Origin of the sequence: Aminobacter niigataensis (assembly GCF_946995915.1) — a bacterium.
Classification (GTDB): domain Bacteria; phylum Pseudomonadota; class Alphaproteobacteria; order Rhizobiales; family Rhizobiaceae; genus Aminobacter; species Aminobacter niigataensis.
The window spans coordinates 2,919,520-2,931,462 of the sequence record NZ_OX341517.1 but is presented as its reverse complement, the minus strand read 5'-3'; the positions used below and the strand labels follow the sequence as shown (position 1 = coordinate 2,931,462).

Genomic DNA, 11,943 nt, shown 5'->3' with positions numbered 1-11,943 from the left:
CCACGCATCAGGCGTGCCCTGGATCGGCGGTTGGGCAGGCACCTTTACAACAATGGGAGAGAGAGAAATGACCTTCAGAAGTTCTGTACGCCTGCGGCTTGCATTCATGTGGTGCGTTTTGCTTGCGCTGATCGTTGCCTTGCCAGGTGGTCCGGCCTTTGCCGAGACGACGAAGGAGCGTGTCCTGCGCGAGGGCAAGATCGTCATCGGCATTCACAACCGGACGCCATGGGGCTTTCGCGATGAAGCCACCGGCGAGGCAAAGGGATGGCATCCTGATCTGCTCAAGGCTGCCTTTGCCGAACTTGGCGTCAAGGAGATCGACATCAGGGTCACCGAGTTCGGCGCCCTGATCCCGGGTCTGCTGGCTGGCCGCTTCGATGCGGTCGCCTCCGGTCTGTCCATCACCCCGGAGCGCTGCCGGCAGGTTGCCTTCGGTGCACCCGATCTGAAGGTCCATGACGCTGCCATCGTGCTCACTGGTAATCCAAAACAGATCCATGGCTTTGACGATATCGTCAGCCAGAAGATCATCATGGGTGCCGGCCGCGGCAGCTTGTCGGTCAGGAATGCGACAGTAGCCGGCGTACCGGAAAGCAACATGCTGCTGTTCCCCGATATCGAGGCGAACATCTCGGCCCTGCGCTCCGGCCGCATCGATGTGACGGTCCTGTCGTCTCCCACCGCGATCGGCCTGCTTGCCAGTGGCAAGCTGAAGGGACTGGAGAGCGCGACACCCTTCGTGACGACGGACGAACAGGCAACTTATGCCGCTGTCGCGTTCCGCAGCGAAGACCAGGATCTGCGGGCACTGTGGGACGAACGGCTTCTGGCCCTGACAAAGGATGGAACGGTTTCCAAGGTTATGGCCAGATATGGCTTTGGCGAGAGCGAGGTCGTGCCTGATACCGTCACCGTCGAGAAGCTCTGCGGCACGGCTGGTGCCGGCAAATGACCATCCTCGAGATCTGGCTCGGCATCCTGCAGGGCTTTCGCGTCACCGCTTTGGTGACGCTCTACGGCCTGGTCTTTGCCATCCCCTTTGGCCTTGTCTTTGGCGTTGCCCAGTATCTGACGACGGGCCCGGCACGGTTCGTGGTGACGTCGATCATCGAATTCTGGCGCAGCTCTGCCGTCATCATCCTGCTCTTCGTGTTCTATTACGCCCTGCCCCTCGCCGGACTGGCGCTGTCGGCGATGACGGTCAGCGCCATGGTGCTGGGGCTCAACATTGGCGGTTATGCCAGCCAGGCCGTCAGAGCCGGCCTGCAGGCACTCGACCGTGGCCAGAAGGAAGCTGGCCACGCGCTGGGGCTGTCACGTTCCACCATCCTGTTGCGCATCGAATTGCCTCAAGCACTCGTCGCCATGAGCCCGACCTTCATCAACCAGCTCATCCAACTGGTGAAGGCGACATCGCTGGTCTCACTGGTGACACTGACCGACATGACCTTCCGCGCCAAGGAGATCTCGCAGATCGAGTATGACCCGGTACCGATCTACAGCTCGCTGCTGCTCGCCTACTTCATCGTCTGCTACCCGGTGGCACTCCTCGGACGCTGGGTGGAACGGCGCATCAACCCGGCAAGGGAGGCGCGCTGTGCAGTTTGATCTCGCCTTTGCGCTGTCGACTGTGCCGACCATCCTTGGCGCCATCGGCATGACGTTGCTGGTGGCAGCGGTCAGCTGCGTTGGTGCCTCGGCAATCGGTTTCGGCCTCGAACTCATCCGCCGCTCTGGTGGGCTGGGAGGGCTGTTCGTCCGCTTCCTGATCGACTTTATCAGGGCAACGCCGGTGCTGGTCTGGCTTTACTGCCTGTATTTCATCTTGCCCTTTTACGGCATTCGCCTTGGTGCGCTTGCCACCGGCATGATCGGGCTCAGCCTCTATTACAGCGGTTATCTGGCAGAAGTGTTCAAGGCTGGCATCGATGCCATCCCCAATGGCCAGGGTGAAGCCGCAAGGGCACTGGGTCTCGGCCGGATGGATATGACCGTCTTTGTCATCGCCCCGCAGATGCTGCGCAACATCGCGGCACCCATGGGCAACTACTTCGTCTCGATCCTCAAGGCGACGCCTTATCTGGCTGTGCTTGCGGTGCCGGAGATGCTGGGACGTGCCTTCGACATCGCGTCCGAAACCTATCGCTACGCCGAGCCGCTGACGGTCGCCGGCCTGATCTTCCTCGGTCTCGCACTCCTCATCTCGTTGGCCATCAAACGGCTCGAAAACAGGCTGATGGGGCCGACAGCCAGATTGGCGGCCGGCCGCTTACCTAACGGCTGATCACACCCTCGCAAATCCAAACGCTTAGCTCGCTATCTTCAAGCATATGTAGAGATACTCCATGACCCTCACAGACGACAAGCCAGCCGTGCAGATCGCCTCGCTCAACAAGTGGTATGGCGCCTTCCATGTGTTGAAAGAGATCAACCTCACCATCCCAAGCGGATCTCGCGTCGTGATCTGCGGACCCTCCGGTTCGGGCAAGTCGACCCTGATCCGCTGCCTCAATGGGCTTGAGGCCTACCAGCAGGGAACCGTGACTTTTGGCACGGTCCGGCTGGGCGACAATGCCAGGGACACTGCATTGGCGCGCCGGCAGACCGGAATGGTGTTTCAGAGTTTCAACCTGTTTCCGCATCTGACTGTTTTGTCGAATTGCACGCTTGCGCTGCGCCGGGTACTTCGCATGCCGCGCAACGAAGCCGAAAGCCTGGCGCGTCATTTCCTGGAAAAGGTCCGCATTCCCGAACAGGCCACCAAGTATCCCGCACAGCTCTCAGGCGGACAGCAGCAGCGGGTGGCGATTGCGCGAGCCCTCTGCATGAACCCCCGCCTGATGCTGTTCGATGAGCCAACTTCCGCACTAGACCCCGAAATGGTCAAGGAGGTGCTCGACGTCATGACCGGGCTGGCCCACGAGGGCATGACGATGATCTGCGTCACCCATGAGATGGGTTTTGCCCGCGAGGTTGCCGACCAGGTCGTGTTCATGGATCAGGGCAGCATTGTCGAACAGGCATCGCCGATGACGTTCTTTACAACGCCCAGTCATCCGCGCGCCCAGTCTTTCCTCAACACGCTGCTGCACTGACATGGAGATGTCGCTGCCGGCGGGCGAGACGCGCATCTGGACATCTATTGACTTCGGCCGGGATGGAAAGCACCACGATTGGCTGCGATTGCCGTTCTCGACCGACCAGTCCGCCTATGGCGTCATCCCGATCCCGATCACTTGCATCAGAAATGGCGAGGGGCCGACCGCACTACTGATTGCCGGTAATCATGGCGACGAATATGAAGGCCAAGTCGCGCTGAGCAAGCTCGCTCGTCAGGTCGAACCTCAGGACCTGCGCGGCCGCATCATCATCCTACCTGCGCTCAACTACCCCGCCGTGCTTGCGGGGCGGCGCCTCTCCCCGCTCGACGAAGGCAATCTCAACCGGGTGTTCCCGGGCGAGGCGAACGGCACCCCAACCCAGATGATCGCGCACTACGTCAGCTCGGTTTTGCTTTCGATGGCCGACGTTGTCATTGACCTGCATTCAGGCGGCAGATCCCTGTCATATCTTCCCTGCTGCCTGATCCGCGTTGGCAAAACAGGAGCCGAAACCGCAAGGCTCATGGAACTCATTCAGGTCTTCGGCGCCCCGATCGGATCCATCAGCGACGGCACCGGTGGCGGAGGGGCAACGACGCTTTCCGCAGCTGCCCAGGTATTTGGCGTTCCAACGCTTACAACCGAGTTGGGAGGGGGCGGCACCTTCTCAACCAGTGGCGAGGCCATTGCCAGCCAAGGGCTCTACCGCGTCCTCAAGCACATCGGCGTCTTACCCAATGTCGAAACCAACCCGGCGCCGACTGTCCGCCTTATGCGGGTCGCCGGGAGGGGCGCGTTCACATATGCCCCCATTCACGGCATTTTTGAACCTGCTGTCGAGCTCGGCGACTGTGTCGACACCGGTCAGACCGCGGGCTTCATCTTTCCTGTAGAAGGCTCCCAGAAGCCGCCCGAAGAGGTCCGTTTTTCTCAGCCAGGGCTCGTAGCCTGCCGGCGCGCGCCGGCCCTTGCTGCTCCCGGAGACTGCCTTTTTAAGCTCGTGACCGATGTCGGAGCTATGTGAGTTACCAGCACATTCAAGGAAAAATATGGTGGTTGGGCGCTGGCCTCGTTTCGCGGCTTGAACAAGCGCACGGCCCATCAATCAGTTTCCGGTCAATTCCGGTTTTTTGGGATTCTCTCTGCTTTTCCACTGCTTTACGGGATGGTCCGCAAATCGCAGGAGGATGCATGAAGCCGGATTCGTCTGAGTGGCGTAGCTCGCAGGCCTACGATTTTATAAGCAACGTAACTCCAGATGCCCTCGCCTGGGAATTCCTGCGCCGCAATCCAGCCTATCAGCGCGAATTCGCAGACATGCAGCAAATCAACCTCACGCCGAATTCCCTGCCCCCGAATGAACTGCGGTCGCAGTGGGGGCTTCGATTTTCCAGCAAACCCTGATCGCCCGGCAACCAAGCAGCCGGTTTACTGGTCACCCGAGGTCGATCCCGGTGTTATCCTCCTCTTCAACACGCCGCCGCTGCTGGCAGACGACGCGGACGTCGTCGCCGCTTTGCCGCCGGCGGTTTCAAAGCGTGATGAGCTAGGTGATCACCTGCGCACCCTGTCGGCGGCAATTAGCTGTCAGATTGCGCTGCTTTACGGCACCGATAGCGCGCGTCCCCTCGCCGCGATAGTACCTCTCGACGCCAAGGCGCCCGAACGACTGTCGTCCCTGGATAGATTTCTCAGATCGTCCAAGGGAAGCGGCGTGCCCGATAAACGCCTGACATCATCGCAACGCACTCGCCTCGGCCATATGCTTCGCGCACTCGACGGCCGAACCGAAGGCGCTTCCCATTTCGAGATAGCCCACGCCCTGTTCGGTCCCCGCTTCATCGTCGCCGAGGAATGGCAGGATTCGCCATTTCGTTACACCACGCTGCGCCTGGTTCGCGATGGCCACAGAATGATTGCCGGCGGTTACCGTCAGCTCCTACGCTTCCGGCGCCGCAACGCCTGAATGCCGCTGGCAAAGGCCGGGGGCAATATGCCTGTCCGTGCGAAATAGGCTCCATCCATTCCGCACCTGAACAACGCCGGAGCCCTTCTCCATCATCGCCCATGTCCGCCGCTCGATCTCAGCGGCTTTCACAAAAGTGATGGAGATGCCCCGATGAATGGTCGAAACGCCGGCTTGCCGCCACGCTTTCTGCGCACCAAGGAAGCGGCTACGTTTCTCAGCCTGTCGGCCAGGACGCTCGAAAAACACCGCACCTACGGGACGGGCCCCGACTATCGCAAGCTCGGCGGCCGGGTCGTCTATGCCATCGACGATCTCCAGGCCTGGGCCAATCGCGGAGCCATGACCTCAACGTCCGACCCACGGGGCACTGTGCTTCCGGCCAAACGCCATTCCCTTATGCCTGCGGCACATGCCGACCGCTTGGCCCGCTGATCGCTCGGCTGCTCCCCTTGTCGGCGCGGACTCGCCTACCTTCAGAGCGCGGACAGCTTGATCTGTTCCACGCGCTCCCCGGCGACTTCGCTCCTCGCGATGCACAGGACCTCATGGCCTATCCATTCTTTTCCCTCGCAAAATCCAGACGCACGGCACCCATCGATTTCAAGGCCGGTGGCGTAACCATCCGGGTCGAAGCCGTGCCGGATCATGGCATGGCGACGATCTGGGACGCAGACATCCTGATCTGGGCCGCCAGCCAGATCGTCAACGCCCGCGATGCCGGACTACGAACATCACGACTGATGGCTACGACGCCCTATGAAATCCTGACCTTTACCGGGCGCGGCGTCAGCTCACGCGACTATCAGCGCCTGAAAGCCGCGCTTGATCGTCTCCAGTCGACCACAATCGCGACCTCCATCCGCCAGCCAGCCGAGGGCCGGCGCCATCGCTTCTCCTGGCTCAACGAATGGCAAGAGCGGACCGACCGGGATGGACGGCCAGTCGGCGTCGAACTGATCCTGCCGGATTGGTTCTATCGCGCGGTCCTCGATGACGCGCTCGTGCTGACCATCGACCGGACATATTTCGATCTGACCGGGGGCCTTGAGCGTTGGCTTTACCGCATCGTGCGCAAGCATGGCGGACACCAGCAATACGGCTGGAGGTTCGACTTCGCCCATCTGCACCATAAGTCCGGCAGCCTCTCGCCGCTCAAGCACTTTGCATACGACCTGCGCGACATCGCCCGACGACAACCCCTGCCTGGCTACCGCCTCGGCATCGAACACCAGGTCGACGGTCCTGATGTTCTCACCTTCGTCGCCACCAATCCGGCTGCTTTCACTTCGCCACGCCTGGAGCGGAAACCATCCACGCGATTCGGGGATAAGCTGTGAATACGCTCGTGCTATCGGGGACCACCCCAGTCGTGCCATCGGGGACCCGACCTTCGTGCTATCGGGGACCGGAATTGACGATTCCTAGTCGGATTCCAGTGCCTTGCGGCGGCCGTAACATCTCTAACCCAGATTCTTTCAGAATCTTTCTAACGCACCCCTGCCTTCGCCGGCATGAGGATGACTGCCCCACAACTGCGGGGAGCTCGTCATGAACGCAGCGCTCCTCACCCATGTCGAACTGACCTTTGTCGAGAAGAGGATCGAGCACTGGATCCGCTTCGGTCGGGCAGCGCACGAACAACGTATCGATCGCCGCCGTCGCATCCTCTCCTTCCAGCCCGGCGCGATCTTCGCCTTTGTCCGTTGGGCTTCCAATGACTTCGGCACAGTGATCTCACGGATCGACATTGTGCGTGCGGTCGCCCGCGGCGAAGCCTATCAGACGCTGCCTTTCGTCCGTCCAGGCGGCGACATCCTGCTCAAGATCGATAGCTGGGCAAAGGTAGAGCGCGTGCTCCAGGTGATCGATGCAATCGAACATCTCGGCATCGATCCCCAAACCGTTTCGCCCGATCACTGGCGACACATCCACAACCGAATGACCGCCGGCCACGAGCCAAGGGCATACACGCTCGACCAGCATCGTGCCTTCCTTCTGCGCCAGAGGGCGAAGTCATGAGCCGCCTCTCCATCGTGCTTATGACTGCATTTGCTGTAACTGGCGTCGGCTATCCGGGGCTCACGCCGATGCCGATCAGGCTGATGTGGAACGCTTCGGCCAGCGCGCCGATCGGCCTTTACTGGATTAACTTGGACAGTCCTTTCGAAGTCACTGATCTTGTCGCCGTCGACGCGCCGGAGCCGCTCGCGATCTTCTTGGCCGCACGCAACTATCTGCCGAAAGGCATGCCACTCCTGAAGCGCGTTCGCGCGGTCTCCGGGCAAACCGTCTGCCGTTCAAACGTTCTCATCACAGTCGACGGCATCGAGGCTGGCACCGCGCTCGAGCACGATCGCGCGGGCCGTACACTGCCGACCTGGAGTGGATGCCTGCGCATCCCCGCTGACGAAATCTTCCTCATGAACTGGGAGGTCCGCGACAGCCTCGACGGTCGCTACTTCGGCCCGATGTCCATCGACCGCATCATCGGCCGCGCCATCCCGCTTTGGACCGAAGAGGAAGACGACGGCCACTTCGAATGGCGCGCGTCAACGCGGTGAGCGCGCAATCGGCGGCGCACGTCTCGCCGCCTCCACTCATCACCGCCGAACCAGAAAAGGAGTTAGCCATGCCACAGATCGGACTGTTCACGCGCGAAGGAGACAGCTTCTCGGGCCGCATCCACACATTCACGCTCGACCTCGAACTCACCATCGTACCGGTCGAACCAGGCGACGGTGACAACACACCCGACTATCGCGTGCTGCGCGGCACCAATGACGGCCAGGAGGTCGGAGCAGGCTGGACACGCACCAGCGAGAAGGCCGGGGAATATGTTTCGTTGCAGCTCGACGACCCGACCTTCCACGAACCGATCCGCGCACGCCTGTTCCGGAAGGGTGACGACGCGACCTCATGGTCGTTGCATTGGAGCCGTCCACGCGACCGCAGCGAGACGGCTTGAGCCATGCCCTGCCCCGACGTTCCAATCGCTTCTCGGCTGCGCCCAACGCGCAGCCGATCGGTCGCCGGACAGCGACACCCGGTTCGCCGGTTCGCGCTTCGTCTTCTTTCCGGCCTCCTTTTGTCGGCCTGCTCGGTCGGCCCGTCCATTGCGCAAGCCAATGCAATACATCAATCGGAGCCTAGTGATCCTTATGCCGCCCACATAGCCGAAGCTTCTCGACGCTTCGCAGTTCCGGCTGCCTGGATACGCGCCGTCATACGCATGGAAAGCGCTGGCGACCCGCATGCGGTGTCCAGCGCCGGCGCCCATGGTCTGATGCAGATCATGCCCAACACTTGGGACGAGCTACGCGCGCGATGGCTGCTCGGATACGACCCGTTCGATCCTGGCGACAACATCCTGGCGGGCACCGCCTATCTCAGCGAGTTGTATGATCGCTTCGGATCGCCGGGTTTCCTCGCCGCTTATAATGCGGGCCCGACACGGTACGAAGCCTATCTCGCCGGCCACCCTTTACCGGCCGAAACCCTTGCCTATGTCGCTACACTTTCCACTCTGATCAACGGCGGTTCACTCACCGAGCGGGCGTCGACGCCGGTGGCGCCTGGTGACGCGGAAACGCTGCAGTGGCGCCGCTCGCCGCTCTTCGTTCGAGCCCCCGCCGGCACTGAGCCGACGTCGTCCGAGCGCGAGAATAGTGCAGCCGCGGAGCGCTCCGTTATGCCCGATGCCGTTGCCATCACGCCGCGCTCGAACGGCCTCTTCACCGCGCGCACCGGCATGGGAGACCAGTTTTGACTGTCGTCGCAGAAGGGCGTTGTGTGGCGGGCATCCGGCAGCGCTGGGCAAGGTACGGCGTTAGTGCTGGAGAAACGACGTATGCGTCCGGTGGCTGCACGTGATGTCAGCTCTTGACGGGACTTTGCACTTTCCACGCCCAGGGCAGGAGTTCGTCGAGGCCGTTGACGGGATGCCCGTCGAGCATACGCTGCAATACGTCGGCGAGATAGGCGTAGGGCTCGACATCGTTGAGCTTGGCAGTTTCGGTGAGAGAGCAAACGATTGCCCAGCGGTCGCCGCCACCATCGCTGCCGGCGAACAGGTGGTTCTTGCGGCCGAGCGCAACAGGACGGATGGCGCGTTCGACCGGGTTGGTGTCAAGCTCGACACGGCCATCGGTGAGGAAGCGGGTCAGCCCGGTCCAGCGCGACAGCGCATATCGGATCGCTTCGGAAAGCGTGCTGCGTCCGGAGATATGCTGAAGCTGTACTTCCAGCCAGGCGTGGAAGGCGGCGACAACGGGTTTCGTTCGCTGCAGCCGGGCCGCAAGCCTGAGGGCCGGCGCCTGTCCGCGCACATCCGCCTCAACGGCGTATATTTCACCGATCCGGCGCAGCGCCTCAGTTGCCACGGGCGATCCGGTCGCTTCGACCACGTCATAAAACTTGCGCCTCGTATGCGCCCAGCAGGCAGCAAGAACGATTTCGCCACTGGCAGCGAGCTGTTCAAAGCCGGCATAACCATCGACATGCAGCACGCCCTTGAAGTGCTGAAGATGCGATACCGGGCGCTCGGCCTTTCGGTCCGGTGCAAACAGGTAGACTGCCGCCGGCGGCTCGGGTCCGGCCCAGGGCCGCTGCTCACGCGCATAGACCCACAACCGCCCCGTCTTGGTGCGTCCACGGCCCGGATCGAGCACCGGCACCGGTGTGTCATCGGCGAACAGATGGTTGGAGGCGAATATGTTCTTCACCAGCCGCTCGTGCAGAGCTTCCAGCCACCAGCAGGCGCCGCCGACCCAACCAGCCAGCGTCGAACGCGCCAGATCGACACCATGCCGGGCGAAGATCTGCGATTGCCGGTAGAGCGGCGTGTGATCGCAATATTTGGCGACCAGCACCTGCGCCAGAAGCGCCGGCGTTGCCAATCCGCCGGCGATCAAGCGCTCCGGCGCAGCCACTTGCGCTACGGTCTCGCAGGCACGGCAGGCGTATTTGGGGCGCGTGATGCGGACCACGCGCAGCTGTGCCGGAACCCAGTCGAGCATCTCGCTGACGCTCTCGCCGATCGCATGAAGTGCGCCACCACAGCACGCACAGGCCATACCGTCGATGTCGAGTCGCACGTCCTCGCGCGGCAGATGATCGGGCAGCGGCTTGCGGTGGGATGGCCGCTCCAATGGTGGATGGACGCTCGGTCTGCTCTCCCGGATGCGGGCGATGTCGGCGTCAAGGTCTTCCAGGGCGAGCGCCAGTTGATCGGGGTCGAGGCGCTCGGAACGCCTGCCGAACTGCGCCCGCTGGAGCTTCTTGATGATCGATTGGAGGCGTTCGATCTCGCCATCGCGGCTCTCGACGGTAGCTGCCATATCGCGCAGCAGGCGCTGCAAAAGTGCTGGATCGGACGGCAGATTGTCGAGATCGATCAACATGATCCAATCTACCATGAACCGCTCAAAAACCCAAGGATTCCGGTAGTTTCCGTGTCGATCGGCGGAACGTTTTCAACCGGCCAGAGCCGGTCTCCAGATGCGTTCGGGTGCGCGCCAGTCGATGCCCTCGATCAGCATGGCAAGCTGTGCCGGCGTCAGCGTGATCGAGCCGTCATAACCTGCCATACGCGGCCACACGAAGCTGCCCTGGTCGAGCCGTTTGGTGAACAAACACAGCCCATTTCCGTCCCAGAACAGGATCTTGAGCAGCGACGCCTTCTTTCCGCGGAAGGCAAACAGATGACCCGAGAACGGGTCCTGCTTCAACGTTGCCTGGACCAGCATGGCGAGCCCGTCGAGTCCCTTCCGCATGTCGGTGTGACCCAACGCCAGATGCACCTTCACGCCCGCCGGAACGATCATCATGGGCTCACCCCTCCGCTGTCGATCCGTGCGCGCACGACATCGGGATCACACCCTTCCGGCGCGAACATGCGCCGCCCATCAGGCAGATCGACGGCCATCATTCCGTCAGGTGGTTGCACGAACCTCTGCAGGGCCAGCGTCGCCGGCATGTCATCTGGTAGCGTCACGGATGCGAGTTTTGCGCGCTTCCTCTGCGCCACGTCGAACTGCACGCGCCAGCGGAACAGCATCCCCGTGACGATCCCGTGCTTGCGCGCGACGGCCGAGACGCTCACGCCTGGCTGGTTGCTCTCCAGCGCGATGGCACGCTTTTCCTCGTCGCTGAAGAAGCGCCTGGCAGCTTGCGGAGGCGGCGTCGGTCCATCCTTGGCGGCACCTGTCAAGTCGCTTTCGGGCGCCGTTCCGTTAGCACTAGTGCTAACGGCCGGGCGGGCGGAGGGATGAAGATGCGCGCGCCAGTCGATCTCAACCTCGCCATCCTCCAAGCGGTCACGCCAACGGCGCAGCGCATAGGGCGAAAGATGCAGTGCCGCGGCGTATTCGCGAACGCACATGCCGCTCCAGTTCATCGCCTCGACATGCATTGCCCAGAACGCCCGGAGCGCACGATTGCGCACATCCGTGCTTACGCCAAAACGTTGGCGTTGACGCCGGCGCGGCCCTTTCTGGCGTTGTTGCGGACACGCTTCCCGGAGCAATTGTGCCTGCGATTCCGCATGTTTGCGCGCTGCTTCCTTGCCCATCAGGTGGTCAAGCCAGCGCTCGAACGTACGCCGGTTGAGACGGTGATGGCGGCAATAGGTTGTGCGCGCCAATCCGCTCTGACGCCACGCTTCGACATGAATCACCCAGAAGGACTTACGCGCCGTGTTCTCGAAATGTCTCAAATTCACCGGAGATCCTCCACGCTACGAAGGAACTCCACATGCTGCGATTTTGCACTACGCCAACGAGGTGTCAGGACCGGACGCTTACGAAACGACAGAGGACGGCGAGATAAAAGCGCCTGCCCGAAACGCGTTAAGCCATTGGCATGGCTTGCGTT

16 protein-coding genes are annotated in these 11,943 nt (G+C 61.9%); 13 read left to right on the top strand and 3 right to left on the bottom strand.

The window, feature by feature from the left end:
- Window positions 1-67: 67 nt before the first annotated feature.
- The 13 genes from O1Y97_RS14280 (at window position 68) to O1Y97_RS14220 (ending at window position 8,839) form a co-directional block, all read left to right on the top strand.
- Entirely contained in the window at window positions 68-955 is an 888-nt protein-coding gene (locus O1Y97_RS14280) for a transporter substrate-binding domain-containing protein (protein WP_318761449.1), read from the top strand.
- Window positions 952-1,611 carry an amino acid ABC transporter permease gene (locus O1Y97_RS14275; protein ID WP_318761448.1) on the top strand — a complete coding sequence of 220 codons (660 nt, stop codon included), beginning with the start codon at window positions 952-954 and terminating at the stop codon, window positions 1,609-1,611. The genes O1Y97_RS14280 and O1Y97_RS14275 overlap by 4 nt, the downstream gene beginning before the upstream one ends.
- Complete coding sequence (locus O1Y97_RS14270; protein WP_318761447.1) at window positions 1,601-2,287, top strand: amino acid ABC transporter permease; 687 nt, start codon at window positions 1,601-1,603, stop codon at window positions 2,285-2,287. Before O1Y97_RS14275 ends, O1Y97_RS14270 begins: the two co-directional genes overlap by 11 nt.
- 61 nt (window positions 2,288-2,348) lie before the next feature.
- Window positions 2,349-3,098: an amino acid ABC transporter ATP-binding protein gene (locus O1Y97_RS14265; protein ID WP_318761446.1), complete on the top strand. Its 750-nt coding sequence runs from the start codon at window positions 2,349-2,351 to the stop codon at window positions 3,096-3,098.
- 1 nt (window position 3,099) lies between these two features.
- Window positions 3,100-4,128: a succinylglutamate desuccinylase/aspartoacylase family protein gene (locus O1Y97_RS14260; protein ID WP_318761445.1), complete on the top strand. Its 1,029-nt coding sequence runs from the start codon at window positions 3,100-3,102 to the stop codon at window positions 4,126-4,128.
- Window positions 4,129-4,295: 167 nt separating this feature from the next.
- Window positions 4,296-4,508, top strand: a complete 213-nt coding sequence (locus O1Y97_RS14255; RefSeq protein WP_318761444.1) for a transcriptional regulator domain-containing protein — start codon at window positions 4,296-4,298, stop codon at window positions 4,506-4,508.
- On the top strand, window positions 4,462-5,070 hold the full coding sequence (locus tag O1Y97_RS14250) for a DUF2285 domain-containing protein (RefSeq protein ID WP_318761443.1): 609 nt from the start codon (window positions 4,462-4,464) through the stop codon (window positions 5,068-5,070). Before O1Y97_RS14255 ends, O1Y97_RS14250 begins: the two co-directional genes overlap by 47 nt.
- Before the next feature lie 153 nt (window positions 5,071-5,223).
- Window positions 5,224-5,505, top strand: a complete 282-nt coding sequence (locus tag O1Y97_RS14245; protein WP_055977808.1) for a helix-turn-helix transcriptional regulator — start codon at window positions 5,224-5,226, stop codon at window positions 5,503-5,505.
- Between the two features lie 17 nt (window positions 5,506-5,522).
- Window positions 5,523-6,410, top strand: coding sequence for a replication initiator protein A (locus tag O1Y97_RS14240; RefSeq protein ID WP_318761442.1), 888 nt, complete (start codon window positions 5,523-5,525; stop codon window positions 6,408-6,410).
- 211 nt (window positions 6,411-6,621) lie between these two features.
- The gene (locus O1Y97_RS14235; RefSeq protein WP_318761441.1) at window positions 6,622-7,092 is read left to right on the top strand and encodes a DUF2840 domain-containing protein; all 471 of its coding nucleotides are present in this window, start codon (window positions 6,622-6,624) and stop codon (window positions 7,090-7,092) included.
- Window positions 7,089-7,634, top strand: a complete 546-nt coding sequence (locus O1Y97_RS14230; RefSeq protein ID WP_318761440.1) for a S26 family signal peptidase — start codon at window positions 7,089-7,091, stop codon at window positions 7,632-7,634. The genes O1Y97_RS14235 and O1Y97_RS14230 overlap by 4 nt, the downstream gene beginning before the upstream one ends.
- A 68-nt stretch (window positions 7,635-7,702) precedes the next feature.
- Window positions 7,703-8,038 carry a DUF736 domain-containing protein gene (locus O1Y97_RS14225; protein ID WP_318761439.1) on the top strand — a complete coding sequence of 112 codons (336 nt, stop codon included), beginning with the start codon at window positions 7,703-7,705 and terminating at the stop codon, window positions 8,036-8,038.
- A 264-nt stretch (window positions 8,039-8,302) separates the two neighbouring features.
- The gene (locus O1Y97_RS14220) at window positions 8,303-8,839 is read left to right on the top strand and encodes a lytic transglycosylase domain-containing protein (protein WP_455423974.1); all 537 of its coding nucleotides are present in this window, start codon (window positions 8,303-8,305) and stop codon (window positions 8,837-8,839) included.
- A 106-nt stretch (window positions 8,840-8,945) separates the two neighbouring features.
- Here the strand turns inward: O1Y97_RS14220 and tnpC are convergent, their stop codons facing one another.
- The 3 genes from tnpC to tnpA form a co-directional block, all read right to left on the bottom strand.
- Window positions 8,946-10,472, bottom strand: coding sequence for an IS66 family transposase (gene tnpC / locus O1Y97_RS14215; RefSeq protein ID WP_318764215.1), 1,527 nt, complete (start codon window positions 10,470-10,472; stop codon window positions 8,946-8,948).
- 72 nt (window positions 10,473-10,544) lie between these two features.
- Window positions 10,545-10,898 (bottom strand): IS66 family insertion sequence element accessory protein TnpB, encoded by a 354-nt coding sequence (tnpB, locus tag O1Y97_RS14210; RefSeq protein WP_067965081.1) that lies wholly within the window; start codon window positions 10,896-10,898, stop codon window positions 10,545-10,547.
- Entirely contained in the window at window positions 10,895-11,791 is an 897-nt protein-coding gene (gene tnpA, locus O1Y97_RS14205) for an IS66-like element accessory protein TnpA (RefSeq protein WP_318761437.1), read from the bottom strand. Before tnpA ends, tnpB begins: the two co-directional genes overlap by 4 nt.
- Window positions 11,792-11,943 lie beyond the last annotated feature (152 nt).

Coding starts and splice junctions, on each gene's coding strand:
- O1Y97_RS14280 (WP_318761449.1), top strand. CDS start 68: ATGACCTTCAGAAGTTCTGTACGCCTGCGGCTTGCATTCATGTGGTGC.
- O1Y97_RS14275 (WP_318761448.1), top strand. CDS start 952: ATGACCATCCTCGAGATCTGGCTCGGCATCCTGCAGGGCTTTCGCGTC.
- O1Y97_RS14265 (WP_318761446.1), top strand. CDS start 2,349: ATGACCCTCACAGACGACAAGCCAGCCGTGCAGATCGCCTCGCTCAAC.
- O1Y97_RS14260 (WP_318761445.1), top strand. CDS start 3,100: ATGGAGATGTCGCTGCCGGCGGGCGAGACGCGCATCTGGACATCTATT.
- O1Y97_RS14255 (WP_318761444.1), top strand. CDS start 4,296: ATGAAGCCGGATTCGTCTGAGTGGCGTAGCTCGCAGGCCTACGATTTT.
- O1Y97_RS14250 (WP_318761443.1), top strand. CDS start 4,462: ATGAACTGCGGTCGCAGTGGGGGCTTCGATTTTCCAGCAAACCCTGAT.
- O1Y97_RS14245 (WP_055977808.1), top strand. CDS start 5,224: ATGAATGGTCGAAACGCCGGCTTGCCGCCACGCTTTCTGCGCACCAAG.
- O1Y97_RS14235 (WP_318761441.1), top strand. CDS start 6,622: ATGAACGCAGCGCTCCTCACCCATGTCGAACTGACCTTTGTCGAGAAG.
- O1Y97_RS14230 (WP_318761440.1), top strand. CDS start 7,089: ATGAGCCGCCTCTCCATCGTGCTTATGACTGCATTTGCTGTAACTGGC.
- O1Y97_RS14225 (WP_318761439.1), top strand. CDS start 7,703: ATGCCACAGATCGGACTGTTCACGCGCGAAGGAGACAGCTTCTCGGGC.
- O1Y97_RS14220 (WP_455423974.1), top strand. CDS start 8,303: ATGGAAAGCGCTGGCGACCCGCATGCGGTGTCCAGCGCCGGCGCCCAT.
- tnpC (WP_318764215.1), bottom strand. CDS start 10,472: ATGTTGATCGATCTCGACAATCTGCCGTCCGATCCAGCACTTTTGCAG.
- tnpB (WP_067965081.1), bottom strand. CDS start 10,898: ATGATGATCGTTCCGGCGGGCGTGAAGGTGCATCTGGCGTTGGGTCAC.